Here is a 21,831-nt window from a genome sequence, read left to right as displayed (position 1 = left end):
GCAACCGTCCGCAACGATCAGCGCCGCGTCAAGGTCTCCGCCGCCGATGATGGTCTAGCTTCCTGTCGGAAATCGAATACGCATCGGTATATTGCCGACGAACTTCAGACCATCGACGCCGATGACGTGAAACCATTTTACGTCTTGGATCGGCCCAAAATCGAACGTGGCGGCTCGAACATATTCGTTGAGATGAAGATCGGCGCCACTGAGATCCAAGACGACGGCTAACTCGCGAGAAGAGTCGATAATCTCTATCGTATCAGAGTCAAAGTGTCTCACGATTGCATAGGATCCTGGGGACGAAGCGCCAACGGCGGAGTATCCAACGACTGAAGCGAGCTGAAGTTCTCGCTTTCGGGCGGTTCCCTTGGCGAGAAACAGAGCGCGAGAAGGGCGCCTTCCCGACAGCAGGACAGCATCTTCAAGGTCTATCGCAGTCTCGAATGTGCCGCTGTGAATGCCTTCTTGCTCAAGGCGGTTCATGACCATGCCAAGCAGGTCGAGAAGATTGACATCAGCGCCGTCATTCAAGCTGAGCCGAGCCTCACCAGCTGGCTGCGAGGCTATTTCGAGTTCGAATGCACACTCCAAAAATTCGTAAGTTAATGTCTCAACCTTTGTAGGTCTGCCCCAATTCTTGACCTCATCCGCAGACAAGCTCTCGAGGGTACGTAGAATAATCCCCTTCGCATTGGCCTTTTTTATCGCACCTTGAGTGAAGCCAGCTGCCGACACAGCGATAACCGCATCGCAACGTAGGCTCTCTCTTCGCCCGATTAGCTCTTCGATCCAGGTGACATCTTCCGGCTCTTTTCGGAAGCGACACTCAACAATCGTCACGTGTCCGGAGCGGCGTATCGATACATCGATTTGTCGAAGTTGGGTTGGGTTGTCTGGATCCGGGATCCTATCGTTCCAAGTGATCTTTGCTCCGCCAGCCTCTAGAAGACGATGTATCCGCTCGATCTGTCGCTCAAGCTGCTCCGCTGGGGTTGAGCGCCTATTCATCAATGCCCCGGCCGGCCCGTCTTGCGCGGGCGGCCGCGCCGGCTCTTCTTCTCGGCCTCGGTCTGAATCTCCACCGTGCGTGCCGGCTTCTGCGGCGGCGTTCCGCCCTTCGGCGGCAGCATCGCGTGCGGCCCCATCTCGTCGAGCGTCGGCTTGTGCGGCCCGCGCACATGCTCGCCGAACGCGCCGGCCTTCTCGCGTGCATCGACCTTCGGCGCCCGCGGCGCGGGGATCGCGCGATCCGTGCCCGGCCCCATCTCGTCCAGCGACGGCTTCTTGATCCGCGACGGCATCGGCACCGCGCTCTGCTGCGCGTGCGTCGGCTGCACCGGTTCGTATTCGGTCTTGATGCGCGAGCCGCTCTTGCCTTCGGCCGGCGCGCCGCCGTACTTGCGCTCGCCCTTGTACGCGCCCGCCTTGTCTTCCACCTCGGCCTGCCGCGCCAGCGGATCGTCCGACACGGCGAGCTCTGTCTCGCGAAGCCGCTTGATCTCATCGCGCAGCCGCGCCGCCGTCTCGAACTCGAGGTCGGCCGCGGCCTCATGCATGCGCCGCTCCATGTCCTCGATGATCGTCGCCAGGTTGTGCCCGACCATCGGCGCGTCCGCGAGCCCGGTATCGACCGTCACGTGATCCTGCTCGTAGACTGAGGACAGCACGTCCTGGATATTGCGCTTGATGCTCGCCGGCGTGATGCCATGCTCGGTGTTGTACGCGACCTGCTTCTCGCGGCGACGGTTGGTCTCCGCAATCGCGCGCTCCATCGAGCCGGTCATGTTGTCGGCATAAAGGATCACGCGCCCATCCACGTTGCGCGCCGCGCGCCCGATGGTCTGGATCAGCGACGTCTCCGAACGCAGGAACCCTTCCTTGTCGGCATCGAGAATCGCGACCAGCGCGCACTCGGGAATATCGAGGCCCTCGCGCAGCAGGTTGATGCCGATCAGCACGTCGAACGCGCCGAGCCGCAGATCGCGGATGATCTCGATGCGCTCCAGCGTCTCGATGTCGGAGTGCATGTAACGCACGCGGATGCCCGCTTCGTGCATGTATTCGGTGAGGTCTTCGGCCATGCGCTTGGTCAGCGTCGTCACCAGCGTGCGATAGCCGCGCTTTGCCGTCTCCTTGGCCTCGAACAGCAGATCATCGACCTGCGTCTTCGCCGGCCGGATGATCACGTCCGGATCGGTGAGGCCGGTCGGACGAATGACCTGCTCGACGAATGCTCCGCCCGTTTCCTCCATCTCCCACGTGCCCGGCGTCGCCGACACGAACGCGGTCTGCGGGCGCATCGCGTCCCATTCCTCGAACCGCAGGGGACGATTGTCCATGCACGAGGGCAGTCGGAATCCATACTCCGCCAGCGTCGCCTTGCGCCGGTAGTCGCCGCGGAACATGGCGCCGATCTGCGGCACGGTCACATGGCTTTCGTCGACGAACACCAGCGCGTTGTCGGGCAGATACTCGAACAGCGTCGGCGGCGGCTCGCCCGGCTTGCGGCCGGTGAGATAGCGCGAATAGTTTTCGATGCCCGCGCACGATCCCGTCGCTTCCATCATCTCCATGTCGAACAGCGTGCGCTGCTCCAGCCGCTGCGCCTCCAGCAGCTTGCCATTGGCATACAACTCTTCCAGCCGCTGTTTCAGCTCAGTCTTTATCGACTTGATCGCCTGCTGCAGCGTCGGCTTCGGCGTCACGTAGTGCGAGTTGGAATAGATCTTCACCAGCGACAGCTCGTCCGCCTTCTGCCCCGTCAGCGGATCGAACTCGACGATGCTTTCCACGTCGTCGCCGAACAGCGAGATGCGCCAGGCGCGATCTTCCAAATGCGCCGGGAACAACTCGATGGTGTCGCCGCGCACGCGGAACGTGCCGCGCACGAAGTTCACGTCGTTGCGCCGGTAGTGCAGGGCGACGAGATCGGCAATGAGCTGGTCGCGCGATAGCCGCTCGCCCACCTGCACCGTGAACGTCATCGCCGTATACGTCTCGACCGAACCGATACCGTAGATGCACGACACCGACGCCACGATGATCACGTCATCGCGTTCCAGCAGCGCGCGCGTTGCGGCATGGCGCATGCGGTCGATCTGCTCGTTGATCGACGATTCTTTCTCGATGTACGTGTCGGTGCGCGGCACGTACGCTTCCGGCTGGTAGTAGTCGTAGTACGACACGAAGTACTCGACCGCGTTGTCCGGAAAGAAGCTCTTCATCTCCCCGTAGAGCTGCGCGGCGAGCGTCTTGTTCGGCGCCAGGATCAACGCCGGCCGCTGCGTGCCTTCGATCACCTTCGCCATCGTGAATGTCTTGCCCGAGCCGGTCACGCCAAGCAGCACCTGGCTGCGCTCGGTCTGGTTGATCCCATCGATGAGGTCACGGATCGCCGTCGGCTGGTCGCCCTTCGGCTCGTATTCGGAGACGATGTTGAGCGCGATGCCGCCTTCCGACTTCTCCGGACGTGGCGGGCGGTGCGGCGTGAATGCCAGTTCGTCGCCCGAGACGAGCGGATGCTCCGCCAGCATCGGCTGTGCCAGCAGGATTTGCCGCGCCTGCTCCGAGCGCTGCTCCGGTTTGGCCAGCAGGGCGTTGAGATATTGCCCGATGGACTCCCCGCCGAACGGCGGCCGCGGCCCTTGCTGACGCAGCGCCGGGAGCGGCTTGTGCTCCGCCTCGCCATCGTAGGCGGGCCGCCCGCCCGGAAACGCGATGGCGCTCAGCGTGTCGAACACCGCCTGCGGGGATTCGCCCAGGCCTGGCGCTTCGGCGCCTTCAGCCCGCGCAGTGTCCGCGGCATTGGCGGCCGCTCGTTTACCCTTGCCGCGCGCGCGCACCTCTGGCGTGCCCGCCGCGGTCTCCGCTGGCGGAGGCGTCGGCTTGCCGGAGCGCACGCGCGAGGGGCGCGGCTTGGGTGTCTTGTCGGGGTCCTTCGGGGGAGGCGGCATGGCCCGAATATGGCGCTGCGCGCGCCTCCGCTCAAGCCAGGGTTTACGGCTGTCCAGCGCGCTTCAGCCGCGGCGGCACCATGCCTTTTGCTCGGGCCTTATCGATCGGACACGAGTGCCCCCCAGAGCACATCGGTGTGGCCGACGGGCCGCCTAACCAAGATGGTGCGATTTGACACTTGATTGATGCATCCGCGGACTGGCATCAACCGGGGAGGGGGCACGGCACTGGAACGGTAGATTGATTTAGGATGATGCATTCAACTGTACGGCGTTTGAAACTGTTCGCCATTTTGACGATTGCGGCGATTGCCCCGCTGATGGCGTTCACGAACGAGGCTTCGGCGAGATCGGGCCGCTCCGCGGAAGAAGTCGCGGAGCGCGATGCTGGCGAGCCGATCATGGCGATCGTTTCGATCAAGTCCCAGAAGGTCACCTTCTACGATGCGGACGGCTGGATCGTGAAGGCGCCCGTCTCCACCGGCGTCAAAGGACGCGAAACGCCGGCCGGCGTGTTCGCCATCCTGCAGAAGAACATCGACCACCGCTCCAACCTCTACGACGACGCGCACATGCCTCACATGCAGCGCCTCACGTGGAACGGCATCGCCATGCACGGTGGCCCGCTGCCCGGATACGCGGCCTCGCACGGCTGCGTGCGCATGCCGTATGGATTTGCCGCGAACATGTTCGACAAGACGCGCATCGGCATGCGCGTGATCATTTCGCCGGAGGATTCAGCGCCCGTCGAATTTTCTCACGCGGCCTTCCCGGTGCCGAACGCCGAGGCGGTTGCCGCGGCCCCGGCGCGCGCCGAAGCTACCGCACGCGAAGCAGCCGAGGCAGCCAAGGACGTCGTCGAGACGAAGAAGGCGGCCAAGCTCACCGCGCGCGAGGCGGCCTCTGCAAAGTCGACGCTACGTAAGCTCGAAAGGCAGAAGTCGGCAGCCGACGAAGCGCTCGCCGATGCCGAGAAGGCCATCGCCTCCGCAAAGAACGACGAGGCCAAAGCGCGCGCGGAAGAACGCAAGCTCAAGGCCGCCACCCGCGTAACGGAGACGACCGCCAAGCTCGACGCCGCCCGCGCCGACGCGACGTCGAAAGCCGATGCCGCCACCAAGGCGGCCGATGCCGCCAAGGCAGCGGTCGCACGCAAGACCGAGACGGAGAAGGCGGCCGAGGATGCAAGGCTCGCGCTGGTCCCGGTCTCGATCTACGTCAGCCGCGCCACGCAGAAGCTCTACGTTCGTCGCAACACGGGCAAGCCGTGGTCGGACGGCGGCGAGGTCTTCGATTCGAGCATCGAGGTCCCGGTCACCATCCGCGACCCCGAACGGCCCATCGGCACGCACGTTTTCACCGCCATGTCCGAGGGCGACGGCGGCCTGCGCTGGAGCGCGGTCACCATCGATCACGGCGATGAAGCCAAGCAAGCGCTCGACCGCATCACCATCCCGCAGGAGGTGCTCGATCGCATCGGGCCGACCGCGCTGCCGCGCTCCTCGATCATCATCTCGGACGAGCCGCTCAGCCGCGAGACGAACTACCGGACCGAGTTCGTCGCCGTACTGAGCAACCAGCCGCAGGGCGGGTTCAAGACGCGCAAGCCCACGCCGCCGGTTGATTCATTTGCTGCAAATGAATGGCAGCCGAGCTTCTTCAGCTTCTTTGGCCAGCCCAGCCAGAAGCAGCAGCAAAAGCGCCGGCGCAAGCCCGCCAAACCCGGTAAACCCGGCTTCTGGTGATCCAGGCTGCGGGCGGCCACGCGCCGCCCGCCCCGCCCCGCCCATCGAGTTTGGCTTGCGGTCGAGAGCGCTCGTGGCGATGTCGGCATGCGCCCATCCGGGCCCGCCTTGACTTTATGACCGCCCTCGCGCTTCCCTGAAGGCACGCGGACTGACCCCGGTCAGCCGGCGAATGGCGATGACTCCAGTCCGCCCTTAGGTTAATTGAAGCTAACGAGCCGGCTCTAGGTCTTTATGCCTGACTCCCGCGACTCCCTTCGAGCTTCGATGAACACCGCTCATTTCAAATCCATTGTCACGAACTCCTTCGACGCGATCATCTCGAAGGACCTGACCGGCACGGTATTGAGCTGGAACGAAGCTGCCCACCGCATCTTCGGCTGGTCTCCGGAAGAAATGATCGGCCGCTCGATCGAGACCATCATTCCGCCGGGACGCCTCCACGAAGAGCAGCACATTCTGCAGCGCATCCGGGCCGGCGAGATCGTACCGAAGTTTGAAACCATGCGGGTCCGGAAGGACGGCAGCATCTTCCCGGTCGCCATCACGATTTCCCCCCTGGTGGATGAGACCGGTGCCATCATCGGCGCGTCCAAGATCGCGCACGATACGACCGCGATGGTCGAGATGCGCACGCGCCTGGAAGAAAGCGAGCGCCAGTTCCGCGCGCTGGCCAACACCATCCCTCAGCTCGCATGGATCGCCGACGGCGACGGCTGGATCTTTTGGTACAACGACCGCTGGTTCGATTACACCGGCACCACGTTGGAGCAGATGCAAGGCTGGGGATGGACCGCGGTGCACCACCCCGACCATATCGAACGCGTGAAGCAGCGCATCCAACTCAGTTGGAGCACGGGTCAGGAGTGGGAGGACACGTTCCCGCTGCGCAGCCGCGACGGCGACTATCGCTGGTTTCTATCCCGCGCCAAGCCTCTGTTCGGCGACGATGGAAAAGTATGGCGCTGGTTCGGAACGAACACCGACATCACCGAGCAAAGAGACCGCGAGCAGCAGATCGATCTGTTGATGCGCGAGATTGCCCACCGCGCCAAGAACATGATCTCGATCATCCAGGCCATCGTCACGCGCACCACCGATAAGGAAGCTTCCGCCAAGCTCGTCGCGCGCCTGGGCGCACTGGCGAGAAACCAGGACCTCCTCACCCACCGCAACTGGCGCGGCGTAACGGTCGGCGATCTCATCATCTCTCAGCTCGCAGCGGTCGATGATCTGATCGGCACGCGGATCCTCTTGGACGGCGAGCTGGACACCATGCTCTCGCCCCCCGCCGCCGAAGCCATCGGGCTCGCCATTCACGAGTTGACGACGAACGCGACCAAGCACGGCGCGCTGTCCTCGAATGAAGGAAAGCTACAGATCTCCTGCTCGACCAGCCACGAGCAAAGCGGAAAGAGGTTCCGCCTGTCGTGGCGCGAGACCGGCGGCCCGCCTGTCAGCGCACCGCAAAAAGCCGGCTTCGGCACCGTCATGATCGACCGCAATCCGCGCTTTGCGTTGAACGCGGCGGTCGAATGCCGCTTTGATCCGAGCGGCTTCGTCTGGACGCTCGAGGCGCCGATGGAAACAGTGACCTCCGAACCCGCCGCGCCCCACTAGCTTGCCCCGCGCGTGTCCCAATCGTCGTCGCGCCGACCTACCCGCTTCTGGTGATCTCAGGTGCGGGCGGCCCCACGCCGACCGCTACGCTCTCAAGAAGGATCATCGTCGGGAGTGAGGCCCGCCGCACGAAGTTGATCGGCTGCGTTCCACCCTGGCTCTGCCGGCCTCGCCGACGACCACCAGAGCGCACCGCCAGCTAGCCACCTTTGGCGAAGATCGCTGTTGCGCTCTTCGCGATCGCGCCCGATGCCATCCACACCGGACTCGAACCCGCAGCAGGGGCACAAGTCGTACGTGGCTTCGCCATCCGCGTTCAGCTCGACACAATTCGGGTACCCACAGACCGGGCAACCTGTCTCCGACATCGGGCCTCCCCGTCGACACGCCAGCATCGCATCTTAGTCATCGAAGCCGGAGCCGGGCAATTCACGCCGACCTATCGGAAGATTCGGTGCGCTTCACCCAGGTCGAGGGCGGTGTCGATTTCATCGACACATCCAACACGATGGACATCGTGCGCCTGCGCCTCGGCGTCAGCATCGACCGCCTCATCCACCAATAGGTTAGGCGACCCGCAACGCATGGCAGCCGAGCTTAGCCGGCTTCTTCGGCAAGCCCAACGACAGGCTAGCATCTCATCTTGCTCGGCCGAGCAGGAGACGGACATCCACGCCGACGTCCCAAAAGGTGCGGCGCCCTCCGACGGCCATCCGCCAACGCAGGTTTTAACTGCTTATGGCCAAATAAGAAGCCGTCATGCAGGAAACGTTCTTTTTGCGTCCAGAATGATCGCCAACTCAGCACCAGGCGCCGCCTTCTCAATTCTGTAGAAATCAGACCTATATTCCCGTCTGTATTTTATCATGTTTCCCAGGGTTGACCAGTCGCCGGTAAGTAGCCTATTCGGGATTGTTTCGATTTCATTCAACAAAAACTCGACTATCCCTGGATGCCTTTCTCCGACCGTGTGTTTAATGTGCTCTTCATACTGAAAAAGCAGGTCTGAAATTTCTTCCCGCAGCTCGCGCTCTGTATTGATCGATGATTGCATTTTGGCAACCCATTGCCGGATGCGATGAATTAGTTTGCGGGTGTTGGGCTCATTCTTGTAGCAAATAACGTCATGAAAAGGAACTCGGTCGCCAATTAATGGAAATTCGTGAAACACGGCGCGCCAAACAACAAATCGCTGATAGTTCGGATATTCTGGTAGCGGACGGCCTACGTATAGTGGCTCATGCTGATTGTTGATAAGTAGATTCAGGAGCGCGACCTTTTTTTTGGTCTCATTGAATGTTTCTCGCTCAAAGGTCCAAACGTTGGAGGGCAGACCATCATTAAATGGCCACTCCCCCGGAGAATAACCCAGCACCTTGTATGCCGCCGTGTCCACGTCTATCTCTTTAAGAAGTCCAACTGCGAGTAACTGATATATTAACTCTAACCCTTTGCGTTCCTCAGGTTGGGTGATCCATCCGTGAACACTGTCTCTTTCGGATGTGGCAAAGAAATCAACAAATACGAGAACGGCTTTGCATAGCCTTTCGAATTCTGGAGCTTGATCATCTTGGTTGTGCCGAGGAGTTAGGAGCGAATTATAGTGTCCGCCGCGAAGACACCACTCGCCAACTACTCCAATGCGGCTGTTCGTCGGCAACTTCGTAATGTCTTCGGGCATGCCGCCTGCTACCTCCAACGGAAAAATCGCAATGCACGGACTGAGGTATTGGTGAAAAGCCTTTGTTGCCTCCGATCTGACGGCGGATCAATCGGGCGCCGAGTTCGTTCGAGTAGAACCGCTGCGGAGTATCGATAAAACCGAAACGTTGGGGCTGTCCGCAAGGGGGTACTTAGTATGTTATGAGCCAAAAACGGATGGCGTCACCCCATCTGGCGGAACCAATCTCGGAGGCTTAGGTGGAGGCGGGTAACCTCGTCTTCTGCTAACGCCTTGCAATGAGCGATCGGTGCTCGCAGGGTATTGAGATTCCCTAGGACACGCTCAAGCGCGCGAATATCTCGGAACGTATCTCCAAAAATGTCCCAGTTGGCCTTGATGATCTCACCAAGTTCGCCAAAGTTACTGTAGTCGATCAAATCCTTGGACCGAGGAGTAATGCCTGCCGCCTGCTCCTTCTTTTGGTTCTTGTCGCAGCTCTGTTTGACGGCGTCAGGTACCACCTTGTTCCACCAATCTGAGCCATGCACCTCCTGAAGACGCTCGACAATAAGCTCTCGAATTGAATTTTCCAGGCAGTAGAAGATAGCATATTGCGTGGCCATGGAGGCCGCCTCAGTTCGCAGTCGCTCTGCGAATTGCGGATAGTAAGTTTGTTCAACATCTTCGTTACTCGCTCGACTGCGGCCGATGTCGATATTGTGTTCGGTCGCCACGCGGCGCAAATCAGCTTCTAGAGCCAAGTTGTTTAAGGTAAATAACCTGAGGGCGTGCTCGCGCTTCATCTCTTGAGAAGGTTTTCTTTTAGCGATTTGAAGATTGAATTGAAGACTTCAGGATTGGTTGTCTCCGGAAGAACTATGTTGACCGTGTAGGCTAGGTTCAATCCTACGCTATCTAGTTCCTCCGCTACGCGTTGCTGTGCTTGATTCTCAGAAGGAAGTGTGGTGCCGCTGCCCTTTGTGAAAGGAAGGAGTTCTGTCACCGCATCCGTGTCGGCGTCAAAGTCTGCAAGCTCTTTGAGCTTTATAAATGTGGAAACGGTGGACTCTACTGTTTTGTCGTCGTGCGCGCCGCCGGTGACTTCCATAATTAGCGACTTGAGCTTGTCTTTGGGCAAGTCGCCCGCGTTTTGTTGCGCTCGAACAATTCAGAATATGCGTTGCGCATCCCCTCGGCAACAGCTGCACCCTGCGTAACGGAGTTGCGGAATTGATCATAAAGAGCCGTGGGCGATCCGTCTGAGTTGAGGAACGCCATGCGCTTCAACAGCGGGATAATGGGCTTCGCGCTGCCGCTTGTATAGCCAAGTTTGGTTCCGAGGAAATCCTGAGTGAAGCGCTCAGGACGCTTCGCTTCCTCAATTTTGGTGAGTATCTTGGGGATTAGGCCGGGCGCCACCATGTAGGGTAATTGAGCGGGCATTGGACAGCTCCGAAGTCTCTGCGAATCCCAGTGTACCGCAGAGTGTGGGCGCTCGCTTGCGCAACCTGCGATGCATTCAACAGGAATGAACGAAACTTGACCTCACTGGGAAAATCCGTCTGTGAGAGACGCCCTACCGGTCCCCCCCAACTAATCCCCGCCCTCAACGCCCGCCATACACTTCCCCCACTCCTGTCCGACTGGGACGCAACAGCTGAGCGGCTAAGCGGGACGGGAGACGGTGCCTGGTTGAGGCAGATGCCGACCCGTCTCGGCGTCTGACGCGAGGGTAGCTCCCTCATATTCCGGGGCCATCGATCGGGGCTGTGCGATGTCCGGCAACGGCGCGCACGGACGCCCATCGGCAGCGGCGCACGCCCCCTCCGCGAGCGCAGCAGCAGAACGTCCCGACGATGTGGTCCGGCCGTTGGACGCCTGACCGGGACGGTAAGCCCGCGCCGATGAGTATCGCTCCCCCGGCATGGAAAAATGCCGACGCGGGCGCCGAAAGGCTGCCGGACTTGAACTTAGGATGGCGGCCGTTTGGCGCCCGCGCTCCTGGTTTCCGCACTGCCGATCAACGCCCGCGCCGCAAAGCGCTGGGCGACCGAGGCGCTGTGCGTCGCCGTTCCAGGGCCTTAACCACTCGCGTGCCAAGCTTTGCCCCATCCTGGCCGCGATTTGCGACGAGTACTGCACATCGGGTGGGGCCTCTAATGTAAGGGTCTGGAATGCGTCGGAATTCTCTCGCCGCGGCGATCGCGGCTCTTCTCGCAACTGCCGCGGCTGCCGAGGCTGCCCCGCGCGCCGTGCTCGAGCTGTTCACCAGCCCCTTCTGCTCCTCGTGCCCTCCGGCCGACGCGCTGTTCACAAAGCTGGCGCGCCAGCCCGACCTCATCACCCTCGTCATGCCGGTCGACTCCTTCGACGGGCCGGGGCGCAAGGACCCGCTGGCGAAGCCCGTCTTCACCGACCGTCAGGCGGCTTATGCCGAGCGGCGCAACTCGGACATGCTGTTCACGCCGCAAGCGGTGATCAACGGCGCTGCCGAGGCGATGGGCTCCGATCCGGGTGAGATCCGCGAAGGCATCGCGCAGACGATGGGCGTGCTGTCGGTGCCGGTTGACGTGAAGATCGCCGGCGACCAGATCAATCTATCGGTCGGCGGTGCGGGCACCGCCAACGCCAAGACCGGCGTCATCACCGTGCTGCCGTATATGCAGGATCACACCGAGCCGATGCGCGGCCGCAAGAGCGTGCATTATGCCAACCTCGTGCGCGACATCATCCCGGTCGACACCTGGGAGGGCAAACCGCTGAAGGCGCGGCTGTCGGCCCGCGACTTTGCGCAGTACGACGGCATCGTCGTGCTGCTGCAGGCGGGCACGTCCGAGCGGCCCGGCGCCATCATCGGGGCAGCGCGCGTGCCGCTCAGCGCATTGCGCACACCCCGCGCCAAGACCTGACCATCGATATCGCAAATCTTGGGCGAACCCTGGCGCATCGCATCGATGACAAACGCTCCTCTTGGGCTATCGCTCGTCACGCTCGGCGTCGCCGATTTGAGCCGGGCGCGCGCGTTCTACACGGCGATGGGGCTTGCTCCCTCGCCGCAAGGAAACGACAACGTCGTTTTCTTCCAGATGCCGGGCGGCGTGCTCGGGCTCTATTCGCGCGCGGCGCTGGCCGATGACGCCACCGTCGATGCGGCGGGCAGCGGCTTCGCCGGCATCACGCTCGCCTGCAATCTCGATAGTTCAGCCGACGTCGATGCCATGATCGCGCGCGCCGCCACCGCGGGTGGCCGGGTCGTCAAGCCGGGCCAGACGGTGTTCTGGGGCGGCTATTCGGGCTACTTCGCCGATCCGGACGGCCATCTGTGGGAAGTGGCGCACAATCCGTTTTTCGCAAAAGATGACCGCGGGGTTCTTGCGATAGGATAGTCTGCGTAACGGTTGCCCGCCCGCTGCGAACTAGCAGTAAGGACGGCATCGGAGGCTCCATGCACGCGCGCGCTATCGCAACGCTTCTTCTCGGCTCGTTCTTCGCCGCTGGCTCGGCAGCGGCCGCACCGCCGACAGTGTTGGAGCTGTTCACCAGCCAGGGCTGCTCATCCTGTCCGCCCGCCGACCGCCTGTTCGAGAAGCTGGCGCACGACGATCACTTCATCGTCCTGTCGCTGCCGGTCGATTATTGGGATCGGCTCGGCTGGAAGGATACTTTCGCCAAGCACGCCTTCACCGAGCGCCAGCGTGCTTATGCCATCATGCGCGGTGATCAGCAGGTCTATACGCCGCAAGCGGTGGTCAACGGCAGCGAGCACGCCAACGGCGCCAACATGCTCGGCATCGCCGCGTCCGCAGAAACGACCAAGCCGCCCCAGCTGACGGTTGCCGTGAAGCGCAATGGCGATGACATCGAGGTATCCGTCGATGGCACGCGCCCGGGCAGCCCGGCCGCTACCGTCGTCGTGCTGCCGTATCTGGCTTCGCGCGATGTTGCCGTCGGCCGCGGCGAGAACTCCGGCACCAAGATCACCTACACCAACATCGTGCGCGAGATCATTCCGCTCGGCGCCTGGTCCGGCAGCCCGGTCAAGTATCGCACCAAGCTGTCCGCCGACGCGCATTACGACGGCGCCGTGGTGCTCGTCCAGGAAGGCACGCCCGCATTGCCTGGCGCTATCCTCGGCGCCGGACGCATCGCGCTGCATTAGGTCATCGGAGCCGCCACTTTCGCTTCCCAATCCCGTCGCAACAGGATAGCAAATCCGCCGCCCACGATCGGGCGCAGACGGGATTTCGATCAGTGCGTAATGACAGCTCTTCGCGTCGCTTTTCGACGCGCATCGCCAGCGGCTTCGGCACCATATTCGTGGTTGCCGGTCTCGCTCTTGCCGCCATCCTCGGCATCATGGCGCAGGTCGGCATCATCGGCGCCTATCGCCGCGGCGACGCCGACCTTCCGACGGCGATCTTGATATTCGCGTTCAGTCTTATCCTCACCGTCATCGGCCTCGGCTATTTTTATTTCCGCTATCACGTCGTGGCTAAGCGCGACGCATGGAGTGCGCGTCAGGCCGAGCGCAACCCCGAAGCACCCTGGCTGCTCAACGAAGCCTGGGCCGAGCGCAAGGTTACCGATCACGGCAGCCTCGTCGTGGCCGCCTTTCTCTGGATCTGGTCGATCGGCTGGAATGGCCTATGCGCGTTCATCTACACCGTGAACTACGACAAGATCATCGCCGCGTTTCATACGTCGTGGCTCGAGGCCTCCGCTGCAGTCATCTTTCCGCTGTGCGGCCTGATCGGCATTCTCTGCGCCGCCGGCGCAACCTTGAACTGGTGGCGCTACGGTCCTTCGACGCTGCACATCGATACACTGCCGGGCTATCTCGGCGACAAATTCCGCGGCCACGTCATCGCGCGCATGCCGTCGCTCGTTCCACTCGAAGCAGAGATCATTTGCGAACGCCGCCTATGGGTGCGCCGCTTGCGTGACGGGAAGCGTTCGCAGGAGCTCGTCACTGAAAAGGCCTGGTCGTCGGCCCATCCGATCGACGCCGGTCGCCTCATGCGCACCAAAGACGGCACCACGACGATCCCCATCGATGTACCGGTGCCAGCGGGCAAACCGCCGGTCGACCTCGATGACGAGGGCGCCGGCATCCAGTGGGTACTTGCCGTTCGCACCGACCATGAGCGACTGCCGAAGCCCGCAGCGGGCGCACCGCCGCCGCACAGGTTCGAGGCGCGCTTCGCCATTCCTGTCTACGCGCGCCGCTGATCTATCGTGTATCGGCCGCCGTCGTATCCTCGCGGGCCGCGGGCTTCCACAGGATCGCAACGCCGATCACCGCGGAAAGCACGGACGCTGCGAAAATGGCGATCTTCGCCGCGTCGAACTCTTGGGGCGCTGGAAAGGACTGACCGGCGATGAACAGCGACATCGTAAAGCCGATGCCGGCAAGTGCACCCGCGCCCGCGAGCTGCCGCCAGGTATATCCGTCGGACTTCGCAGCGACGCCGACCCACACCGCCAGCGCCGCCGCCGCCACGAGACCGAGAGGCTTCCCAATCACCAGGCCGGCCATGATCGCCGCCATCAACTGCTCGTGTCCGGCAATGACGCCACCGCTGAACGTTACGCCCGCATTGGCGAGCGCGAACAACGGCAGGATGACGTAGCTCGATCGCGCCGCCATGTGCCGCAACAATCTATCCGCGGGTGACTCCAACCGGTCGAAGATAGCGTCCATCGCTCTGAGCGCCGGAACCGAAGGACCATGCCGCAACACCTCAACGCCGTGCTCGGCCTCCGCCGCAACGATACTGTTGAGCTGCGCCGTCAGCGCTTCGAGGTTCGGCGGCGGCCGCGTCGGAATGAACAGCGCCAGGATCACGCCAGCAAGCGTGGCGTGCAATCCGCCTGCATGCACGCACGCCCACAACACAATCCCAAGCAGCACGTACGGCGCCACGCGATAGACATGCGCCTTGTTCAGCGCCGCAAGTCCGGCAACGACCAGCAGCCCCGAGGCGAGATATGCCCAATGCAGGGCGCCGGAATAGAATACGGCTACGACAGCGATAGCGCCGATGTCGTCAACGATGGCCGCTGCTGTCAGGAAAATGCGCAATTCGACGGGCACGCGAGCGCCCATCATCACTATGAGGGCCACGGCAAAGGCGGTGTCCGTCGCCATCGGCACGCCCCAGCCGTGCGCCCATGGGCCCGACGGTATGACGAAGGCATAGAGCGCCGCGGGAACGGCCATGCCACCGATCGCAGCCGCAATCGGCAGCGCAGCCGAGCGCCGGCTAGCGAGATGCCCGACCGTGAACTCACGTTTGATCTCGAGACCGACCACCAGGAAGAAGATGGTCAGCAGCGCATCGTTCACCCAGTGCCGCAATGACATCTTGAAAGTGGCCGAGCCGAGCGAGATGCCGAGGTACTGCTCCCAGAAATCCTCATAGGCGTGACCGAAGCTAGAATTCGTCAATGCAATCGCAATGAGGGTCGACACCAGCAACAGCACGCCCGCCGACGGTCCCCAGCTTGCAAAGCCCACTGCGGCGGACCTCACGCGATGACCGAGCGTGCCCAGCATCGCATCGAGAAACGAGCTTTCGTCCCACGGGCCATCATAGCGCCGCCCGTTCATGAAGAATGTCGGTGTCATCATCACACCGCTCGCCCGGGCGCTGCGCTCGTCTTCCGCAACGCGTCGAGCGGCCGCACGCCAATCTTCGCCGTCAGGCTCGACCGGCGGCACGTCGACACCGAGATCCGCGGCGACGGCGCTGAGGTCGTCCTCCGTAAGCGTCTCGGACCTCGACATCAGCTTGACGTGCGCGTGCCAGAAGGCGTCAGCATCTGGAGCGCGCTCGACGAGCTCGGCCGCGCGCCGCGCCAGCGTGCTTCCCGTCACCGGCCGATGCCGGAAGACGTAGCGCAAGCGATCACCAAGCTCATCGCGCACCTCGGCGATGCGCGCATTGGCGGCGCGGCAATAGGGGCAGGCATAACTGCCGTACTCTACGAGTGTGATCGGAGCCTGTGTTTCCCCCAATGTATGATCGTTGGCACCGACGGGGCGATCGAGGCGGTTGCTCGGCAGCGCGTGATTCACATAACCTCTCGGGGCTGGGTTGGCTCCTGAATGCGATACGTATATCTGCGGCGGCACCAAGTCATTGGGATGCGGCGGATCGCCAGAGTTGGTCAAACCTTGTTTCGTAAGGCCTTCTGCACGGCGTGCTCCAAGGCCTCGAGGAATCGGGAACGGTCCTGGCGCGTGAAGCTGGCATTGTAGCCTTTGCTTTCGCCTGTCTCGCGCAAGTGCGCGGAAAGCTCGCGCATGGCGAGCGCCATGCCGATGCCACTTTCGGTAAATGGCTTGCCCGTTGGGCCGATCACCTGCGCACCCGCTTTCAGGCAGCGCGCTGCGAGGGGGATGTCGGCGGTAACCGCGATGTCCCGCGCTCCGATGCGCTCGGCGATCCAATCGTCCGCAGCGTCCGGTCCTTCCGCAACGACCATCCGCTTTATCAGTGGCCCTTCCGGCAGCCGCATCCACGAGTTGGACACGAAATGGATGACGAGCCCGTGCCGTTCAGCGACGCGCACCGCCTCGTCCTTTACCGGACAGGCGTCGGCATCGACAAAGACCGCGGGTGGGAGAAGTTCGCTCACGCATCGCTGTTTAGCGGTTTCCGACCGTGACGCAACCGGCCAGCGATCAGCCTCATCGGCTCATCGGTTCGGCAAGCAGCTTGGTAACGCTCTCGGCGTCGAGCACCTTGTCGATCAAGCCCGCCGCGGGAGTGCGCGGGTCAGCATCCATCACCGGCCCAGGAGCGACGGCCGCGACGAGGTGATCCCAGACCTTGGGCACGATCGACGATTGACCCCACGTGGCGGAAAGCAGATAGCGCACCTTCGCGTGCTTTTGCGCCGCCGCATCGAGCTCGCCGATTACCTTCGGGCCATGCACCTTGAGCAGGGTCTCGAGCGCGCCAGCACCGAGCAGGGCCACCTGCTCGCCTGTCCTGCATTCATCGAGCGCGACGAGAAGGAAGACTACCGCTGCCTCCGGCGAGGTCTGCACCATTTCGTCGACACAGTCATAGGCGCGCATGCGCTCGCCTTTTTCCTCGTGATCTGTCCCCGGGGCCGGGATCTTCAGCAGAATGCGCGCGAGCCGCCGCGGCTCGAACGCGCCCCCCTCGCTGAAGCACAGCGGTTCGGCGCCTTCGAACTGGCAATCGAAGCAGCTCCACGTCCGTTCCATGTCGCGCTCCGTGGTTCGGAACCGGCCCCCAAGACGAATCGCATAATAGCCGGATCGATGTCGGTCTTTTTGACACAGCGCGACAGTTGGCGCTGCGACCCTGCCGCCTCCCAGCTGGAGCGTTCAACAAAAAATGGCCCGGACACGAGGTCCGGGCCATCTTCGCAGCGTACCCTCAGAAGATTATTCCGCGGGCGAGAAGGCGGGGGCGGAGGAAGGGTTTTCCACCCGCTCGCTCGTCTGTCCCATAATCTTCTTCATGTGCCGCTGCTCCATGATGGTTTGCCACATGAAGAAGAGGATGATGAAGGCAAGCAGGATCACACTGTAGATGTACTCCATACCCGCGAACGGATAGGCGCTGGAGACCTCCGATAGCTTGGAGAGTGACGACAATCCGGTAGACATGCGAACTTCTCCTTCGTTGCTCGCTTAGACTTTGGCTTCGCTTTTTGCGAGCGCATCAAACTCCGCTTCGGTGCCCGAGATGGCCGGGTACGTCAGCGGTACGATCTCGCCATCGAGGCCCTTGACCTCCACCGGCGCCGGTACTCGCAGCAGTCCAAAACCCTTGAGGATTTGGCCGAGGATGTACCCTGGGATCAGGCCGAACCCGAGGGCGAACACGAGCGTCACGATGATGTTGCCCATCGGCGTGACGATCGGCAGACCTTCGGCGTTGGTGCCGAACCAGCCGACGCCTTCCGACAGCGTGATCAGCGCGCCGGGGCTCGGCATGACGGCGGGGTAACCCCACAGCAGGAAGCCCGCAACGACACCGCCGAACACACCGCAGTAGCCGTGCACTGCGACAGCGCCAACCGCGTCGTCAATTTTGAAGCGGCGCTCGACGAAGTTGTGCAGCGTGTAGGCCATCGCGGTGCCGGCCGAGGCTACGACCAGAGCCAGGATCGGATGATAGAAGTCGTTGCCAGCGCTGGCGCTGATGATGCCGGCAAGGCCACCCGAGTACGTCCAGAACGAGTTGCCGCCGGAGATCAGATACGCCGTGATCAGGCCGCCGAACAACGAGAACAGGAAGTTGAGGGTGACACCCGACAGCGTGATCGGAACGCCGTAGATGTTTGTGGTCGTCCAGAATGCCGTCTGGCCTTCTGCAGCGACGTTGACGATCGGGATATGGCAGGCTGCATAGAAGCCGAAGAACCCGATGTAGATGAAGAAGATGCCGAGCGTGGTCATCCATGGATTGTGCAGCGGGATCTCACGCGGCTGACCCGTAGGCCCAAACTTGCCGATGCGCGGCCCGAGAGCCATGAGCACACCAAGCGTGGCGAAGCCGGCGGGCGCGTGCAGCACCGCCGAGCAGTACTGATCATGGAAGCCGAGGTACTGTGTCATCCAGCCGTTGCCGGCCCAGCCCCAGGCTGCGGGAATGACCCATGCGACCGCGCCGACGTAAACCGCGATGATCAGAAAGCCCGTCGTCTTTGCGCGCTCGATGATGGCGCCGGAGACGATTGAGGCAGCCGTCATTCCGAACAGCGCAAACGCCGCCCAGAAGACGCCCGAGATGTGATCAGAGAGGTTGGGTGCCAGTGTCTTCGACCACGGCTCGAAGCCGGTTTCGAGGCTGACGCTCGATGTTGCAACTGGCCAACCCTGCAGGGCGATGTAGAGCCACATGCCGAACAGAAGGAACGCGAGGCCGACCACCGGGATCGCCATCGTATTTTTGAGCAGCGTGTGCTGTAGGTTCTTGGTCCGCGATACGCCGACCTCGTACATGCAGAAACCGACGTGGATGAAGAACATCAGCACGACGGTCATGAAGAAGTAGAACTCAGTGAACAGCGTTGTTAGCGCCGTAGTTTCATTTTCCATACGCCTCTCCCACCTATCGAGTGCGTGGTAACCCTCCTGCCAGCCGCATTTGCGCGAGCTGCAAGTAATTTCACCTAAGTGCAAGGGGCGTACCGGTTTCGAGGGGAGGGGAGCGGCTTCGTTAACAAGAAACGCACTGGGTTGATCTGCAAAGAGTTTTTGCGTCGCACCCCTGCGTCGCTCCGGTTAGACCGCGCGCAAGATCGACCCACTCCGGCTGATCAAAATCTGATCCGACTGCCTTTAGCGTAGGCAAGACGTTGGTTTTTCAGCGGGGCGGGCCTTCCGCCAGCTGGAGCAGCACACTGATGGGTCACGGAAAGGCGCTCGGCACGATGCCGCGATAGACACGAGTTCTATCGCGGCATCGCGCTATGCACGCGTAGTGCCTGGGCAGTTATTGTGCTGGAACTGCCGCTAGCGGTTCCAGTGCCCTGCCCGATAGAAGCGCGCGGGCCTGTAATAATTTACGGGGCGGTAGGCGCGGTAAGGACGGTAGTACCGCACGGGCCGATAATACCGCACTGGCCGGTAGTATCTCGCAGGACGGTAATACCTGACCGGCCTGTAGTACCTTGCGGCGCGATAGTGCCTAACCGGCCGGTAGTACTGCACTGGAGCCTCAACGGCTGCAGCTCCGCAAGCGCAGGTTCGCCTCCAGCCGCAGGCTTCCGCGGATGGAGCAGAAGCGACAGTCAGAACGAAAGCAGCGAACGCACCGGTGATGCCGGTTAGAATGGTAGCTCTTTTCATCTGTCTTCTCCTCGAGCGTAGCGTCCCCGAGGCCGCAAACAAACGAGAGCCCAGATAGTTCCGTGTTGAGGAGAAGCGATGAATTGCCTTGAATTTGTAGAGCTTTCTACGCCGATTGCGCACGTGCCTCCCGAAGCGCTCTCGCCCAAAACGGCGGAAGCGACCAAGGCGAGGGCAGTGCAGCTCAGCCGCGCGATCCCGGTGCACGGCTCATGACCACGGCCTCCTCGATTGAGGGCGCGTAGACCACCAGCGGACGGCGCAAGCCGGCTTGCAGCAAAGTGCGACGTACGCTGCGCCGTGCCGCTGTGAAATACACCGTCGTTCCTTCGCCTCGCAGCTTGCGCACGAAGCCTGCCAGCGTATTTGCCGCCGTGCTGTCGACGAGCGGCACCTCCGCGAAATCGAGCACGAACACTTTGGGACGGGCACCGATGCGGTCGAGCACTGCACTCACCGCCGCCGTCGCGCCAAAGAAGAAGGCACCCGAAATCCGGTACACGGCAACGTTGTTGCCGAATGCGTCGGGCTCGTAAGCTGTTCGCGCGCTGCCAGTGGCGTCCGCGACGTCCTCGGTAACAAGGGCGCCGCCATTCTCGATCTGCACAGCCTCGGCCATGCGATGCAGGAACAGGAAGGCGCCGAGCGTGACGCCGACGCCTATCGCAATCGTCAGGTCAGCAAAGATCGTCAAAAGGAATGTCGCCATCAGCACAGCAGCGTCACCCCACGAGGCGCGCAGCAGATTGGCGAATTCCTCCTTCTCGGCCATGTTCCAGGCCACGACGGCAAGCACGCCGCCGAGACATGCGAGGGGAATGTAGGCCGCGAGCGGTGCCGCGACGAGCATGAAGCCGAGCAGGTACAGCGCGTGCATCATTCCCGAAACAGGCGTGTGCGCCCCCGCTCGTATATTCGTCGCCGTGCGTGCAATCGTGCCGGTCACGCACATGCCGCCGAACGTCACGGCAGCGATGTTGCCGACACCCTGTGCAACCAGCTCGCAATTCGACCGATGCCGGCGACCGCTCATGCCGTCCGCCACGACCGCAGACAGCAGGCTTTCGATCGCGCCCAGCAACGCGATGGCAACAGCTGAAGGGAAGACATCTCGCATCTTGGCCAGGTCGAAACTTGGCAGCGTGGGAGCCGGCAGCATTCGCGGCACGCCGCCGAACTTCGTTCCGATGGTGCTGACGTCGAGATGAAGCGCCACGGCGATCAGCGAGGTGAGCGCCACCGCGATAAGCATACCCGGCCACCGCGGCCGCCAAGCGCGCAGGCCCACAATGGTGCCGATGGCGATGCCGGCCAGCGCTACGGTTGCCGGCTTGACGGTGCCGATGCTGTCCCAGATCGCGCCGAGCTTCGGTAACAAGGCCGCCGGTTCGCTCGCCATGTCGAGCCCCAGAAGCTCTTTCAGTTGGCTGGCAAGGATGATCACGGCAATGCCCGCCGTGAACCCGACCGTCACCGGGAACGGAATGTATTTGATATAGGTGCCGAGGCGCAGGAAGCCCGCGGCCACCATGATGACGCCTGCCATGAGCGTAGCGAGCACCAGGCCGTCATAACCGTGCTGCTCCACGATCGAGGCGATCAGCACGATGAACGCGCCGGCCGGCCCGCCGATTTGAAAGCGGCTGCCGCCGAGCGCCGAGATCAGGAAGCCCCCAACGATCGCCGTAAACAGCCCCTTCTCGGGAGACAGCCCGGAGCCGATAGCGATGGCCATCGACAGCGGCAAAGCCACGATCGCGACGGTGAGGCCAGCAATCGCATCGGCCCTGAAGTCGTCCATCGTGTAGCCAGCGCGCAGCAGCGTAACCAGCTTTGGCGTGAACAGCTCGGCGAACGTTGGCTGCGGCTGTTTCAATTGGCTGCGAGCAGCCGCGTCCATGTTCCGACTCCTCGTAAGGAGCGGCGGGATCGTCGGCCGATAAAGTCGGCGGTCGCCGTCGCGATGGTCTAGAAATACGCCAGCCTTGTTAGCCGACTACTGCCTTGAGT

At 62.3% G+C, this 21,831-nt stretch carries 18 protein-coding genes; 6 read left to right on the top strand and 12 right to left on the bottom strand.

Going from position 1 to position 21,831, the window contains the following annotated elements; genetic code table 11:
• Positions 1 to 54: 54 nt before the first annotated feature.
• Both NDB2M4_RS13700 and uvrB read right to left on the bottom strand, forming a co-directional pair.
• Positions 55 to 1,011 carry a restriction endonuclease gene (locus NDB2M4_RS13700; protein ID WP_139247283.1) on the bottom strand — a complete coding sequence of 319 codons (957 nt, stop codon included), beginning with the start codon at positions 1,009 to 1,011 and terminating at the stop codon, positions 55 to 57.
• Positions 1,011 to 3,902 carry an excinuclease ABC subunit UvrB gene (uvrB, locus tag NDB2M4_RS13695; protein WP_348533042.1) on the bottom strand — a complete coding sequence of 964 codons (2,892 nt, stop codon included), beginning with the start codon at positions 3,900 to 3,902 and terminating at the stop codon, positions 1,011 to 1,013. Before uvrB ends, NDB2M4_RS13700 begins: the two co-directional genes overlap by 1 nt.
• 305 nt (positions 3,903 to 4,207) lie before the next feature.
• Between uvrB and NDB2M4_RS13690 the strand changes: the two genes are divergently transcribed.
• Both NDB2M4_RS13690 and NDB2M4_RS13685 read left to right on the top strand, forming a co-directional pair.
• Complete coding sequence (locus NDB2M4_RS13690) at positions 4,208 to 5,701, top strand: L,D-transpeptidase (protein ID WP_072376044.1); 1,494 nt, start codon at positions 4,208 to 4,210, stop codon at positions 5,699 to 5,701.
• 267 nt (positions 5,702 to 5,968) lie between these two features.
• A complete protein-coding gene (locus tag NDB2M4_RS13685; protein ID WP_139247282.1) occupies positions 5,969 to 7,321 on the top strand; it encodes a PAS domain S-box protein in 1,353 nt (450 codons plus the stop codon).
• Positions 7,322 to 8,078: 757 nt separating this feature from the next.
• Here NDB2M4_RS13685 and NDB2M4_RS20040 read toward each other — a convergent pair.
• From NDB2M4_RS20040 to NDB2M4_RS19830, 4 genes are all read right to left on the bottom strand, one after another.
• Complete coding sequence (locus NDB2M4_RS20040) at positions 8,079 to 9,002, bottom strand: hypothetical protein (RefSeq protein ID WP_139247281.1); 924 nt, start codon at positions 9,000 to 9,002, stop codon at positions 8,079 to 8,081.
• Positions 9,003 to 9,205: 203 nt separating this feature from the next.
• Positions 9,206 to 9,787, bottom strand: a complete 582-nt coding sequence (locus NDB2M4_RS13670) for a Swt1 family HEPN domain-containing protein (protein ID WP_072376036.1) — start codon at positions 9,785 to 9,787, stop codon at positions 9,206 to 9,208.
• The gene (locus NDB2M4_RS19835; protein WP_139247280.1) at positions 9,784 to 10,122 is read right to left on the bottom strand and encodes a DUF5343 domain-containing protein; all 339 of its coding nucleotides are present in this window, start codon (positions 10,120 to 10,122) and stop codon (positions 9,784 to 9,786) included. The genes NDB2M4_RS13670 and NDB2M4_RS19835 overlap by 4 nt, the downstream gene beginning before the upstream one ends.
• Positions 10,095 to 10,427 carry a DUF5343 domain-containing protein gene (locus tag NDB2M4_RS19830; RefSeq protein ID WP_139247279.1) on the bottom strand — a complete coding sequence of 111 codons (333 nt, stop codon included), beginning with the start codon at positions 10,425 to 10,427 and terminating at the stop codon, positions 10,095 to 10,097. The genes NDB2M4_RS19835 and NDB2M4_RS19830 overlap by 28 nt, the downstream gene beginning before the upstream one ends.
• A 731-nt stretch (positions 10,428 to 11,158) precedes the next feature.
• On the opposite strand from NDB2M4_RS19830, the gene NDB2M4_RS13660 reads away from it, so the two are divergent.
• From NDB2M4_RS13660 to NDB2M4_RS13645, 4 genes are all read left to right on the top strand, one after another.
• Entirely contained in the window at positions 11,159 to 11,893 is a 735-nt protein-coding gene (locus NDB2M4_RS13660) for a DUF1223 domain-containing protein (protein WP_072376034.1), read from the top strand.
• A gap of 45 nt (positions 11,894 to 11,938) precedes the next feature.
• Complete coding sequence (locus NDB2M4_RS13655) at positions 11,939 to 12,370, top strand: VOC family protein (protein WP_072376355.1); 432 nt, start codon at positions 11,939 to 11,941, stop codon at positions 12,368 to 12,370.
• A gap of 59 nt (positions 12,371 to 12,429) precedes the next feature.
• On the top strand, positions 12,430 to 13,143 hold the full coding sequence (locus NDB2M4_RS13650) for a DUF1223 domain-containing protein (protein ID WP_072376032.1): 714 nt from the start codon (positions 12,430 to 12,432) through the stop codon (positions 13,141 to 13,143).
• 92 nt (positions 13,144 to 13,235) lie between these two features.
• Entirely contained in the window at positions 13,236 to 14,213 is a 978-nt protein-coding gene (locus tag NDB2M4_RS13645) for a hypothetical protein (RefSeq protein WP_072376030.1), read from the top strand.
• A 1-nt stretch (position 14,214) separates the two neighbouring features.
• On the opposite strand, the gene nhaA is transcribed toward NDB2M4_RS13645, so the two are convergent.
• From nhaA to NDB2M4_RS13610, 6 genes are all read right to left on the bottom strand, one after another.
• Positions 14,215 to 16,062 carry a Na+/H+ antiporter NhaA gene (gene nhaA, locus NDB2M4_RS13640; RefSeq protein ID WP_072376028.1) on the bottom strand — a complete coding sequence of 616 codons (1,848 nt, stop codon included), beginning with the start codon at positions 16,060 to 16,062 and terminating at the stop codon, positions 14,215 to 14,217.
• Positions 16,063 to 16,154: 92 nt separating this feature from the next.
• Entirely contained in the window at positions 16,155 to 16,625 is a 471-nt protein-coding gene (locus tag NDB2M4_RS13635; protein WP_072376026.1) for a YaiI/YqxD family protein, read from the bottom strand.
• 52 nt (positions 16,626 to 16,677) lie between these two features.
• Complete coding sequence (locus NDB2M4_RS13630) at positions 16,678 to 17,223, bottom strand: DUF6869 domain-containing protein (RefSeq protein WP_072376024.1); 546 nt, start codon at positions 17,221 to 17,223, stop codon at positions 16,678 to 16,680.
• 183 nt (positions 17,224 to 17,406) lie between these two features.
• Positions 17,407 to 17,631 (bottom strand): hypothetical protein, encoded by a 225-nt coding sequence (locus NDB2M4_RS13625; RefSeq protein WP_072376022.1) that lies wholly within the window; start codon positions 17,629 to 17,631, stop codon positions 17,407 to 17,409.
• Positions 17,632 to 17,655: 24 nt separating this feature from the next.
• Positions 17,656 to 19,068 carry an ammonium transporter gene (locus NDB2M4_RS13620; RefSeq protein ID WP_072376020.1) on the bottom strand — a complete coding sequence of 471 codons (1,413 nt, stop codon included), beginning with the start codon at positions 19,066 to 19,068 and terminating at the stop codon, positions 17,656 to 17,658.
• Positions 19,069 to 20,005: 937 nt separating this feature from the next.
• Entirely contained in the window at positions 20,006 to 21,721 is a 1,716-nt protein-coding gene (locus NDB2M4_RS13610) for a SulP family inorganic anion transporter (protein ID WP_072376016.1), read from the bottom strand.
• Positions 21,722 to 21,831: the final 110 nt, after the last annotated feature.

The organism is Hyphomicrobium sp. NDB2Meth4, from assembly GCF_900117445.1.
In the GTDB taxonomy this organism is placed as follows: Bacteria; Pseudomonadota; Alphaproteobacteria; order Rhizobiales; family Hyphomicrobiaceae; genus Hyphomicrobium_A.
Note: the sequence above shows the minus strand (reverse complement) of the source record. Positions and strands in the feature narration are given on the sequence as shown.

Bases quoted from the DNA above. Each gene is read 5' to 3' on its own strand.
- NDB2M4_RS13625 (WP_072376022.1), bottom strand. From the start codon at position 17,631: ATGTCTACCGGATTGTCGTCACTCTCCAAGCTATCGGAGGTCTCCAGC.
- NDB2M4_RS13670 (WP_072376036.1), bottom strand. From the start codon at position 9,787: ATGAAGCGCGAGCACGCCCTCAGGTTATTTACCTTAAACAACTTGGCT.
- NDB2M4_RS20040 (WP_139247281.1), bottom strand. From the start codon at position 9,002: ATGCCCGAAGACATTACGAAGTTGCCGACGAACAGCCGCATTGGAGTA.
- NDB2M4_RS13700 (WP_139247283.1), bottom strand. From the start codon at position 1,011: ATGAATAGGCGCTCAACCCCAGCGGAGCAGCTTGAGCGACAGATCGAG.
- NDB2M4_RS13610 (WP_072376016.1), bottom strand. From the start codon at position 21,721: ATGGACGCGGCTGCTCGCAGCCAATTGAAACAGCCGCAGCCAACGTTC.
- NDB2M4_RS13650 (WP_072376032.1), top strand. From the start codon at position 12,430: ATGCACGCGCGCGCTATCGCAACGCTTCTTCTCGGCTCGTTCTTCGCC.
- NDB2M4_RS13655 (WP_072376355.1), top strand. From the start codon at position 11,939: ATGACAAACGCTCCTCTTGGGCTATCGCTCGTCACGCTCGGCGTCGCC.
- NDB2M4_RS13660 (WP_072376034.1), top strand. From the start codon at position 11,159: ATGCGTCGGAATTCTCTCGCCGCGGCGATCGCGGCTCTTCTCGCAACT.
- NDB2M4_RS13620 (WP_072376020.1), bottom strand. From the start codon at position 19,068: ATGGAAAATGAAACTACGGCGCTAACAACGCTGTTCACTGAGTTCTAC.
- NDB2M4_RS13685 (WP_139247282.1), top strand. From the start codon at position 5,969: ATGAACACCGCTCATTTCAAATCCATTGTCACGAACTCCTTCGACGCG.
- NDB2M4_RS13630 (WP_072376024.1), bottom strand. From the start codon at position 17,223: ATGGAACGGACGTGGAGCTGCTTCGATTGCCAGTTCGAAGGCGCCGAA.
- NDB2M4_RS13690 (WP_072376044.1), top strand. From the start codon at position 4,208: ATGATGCATTCAACTGTACGGCGTTTGAAACTGTTCGCCATTTTGACG.
- NDB2M4_RS19830 (WP_139247279.1), bottom strand. From the start codon at position 10,427: ATGCCCGCTCAATTACCCTACATGGTGGCGCCCGGCCTAATCCCCAAG.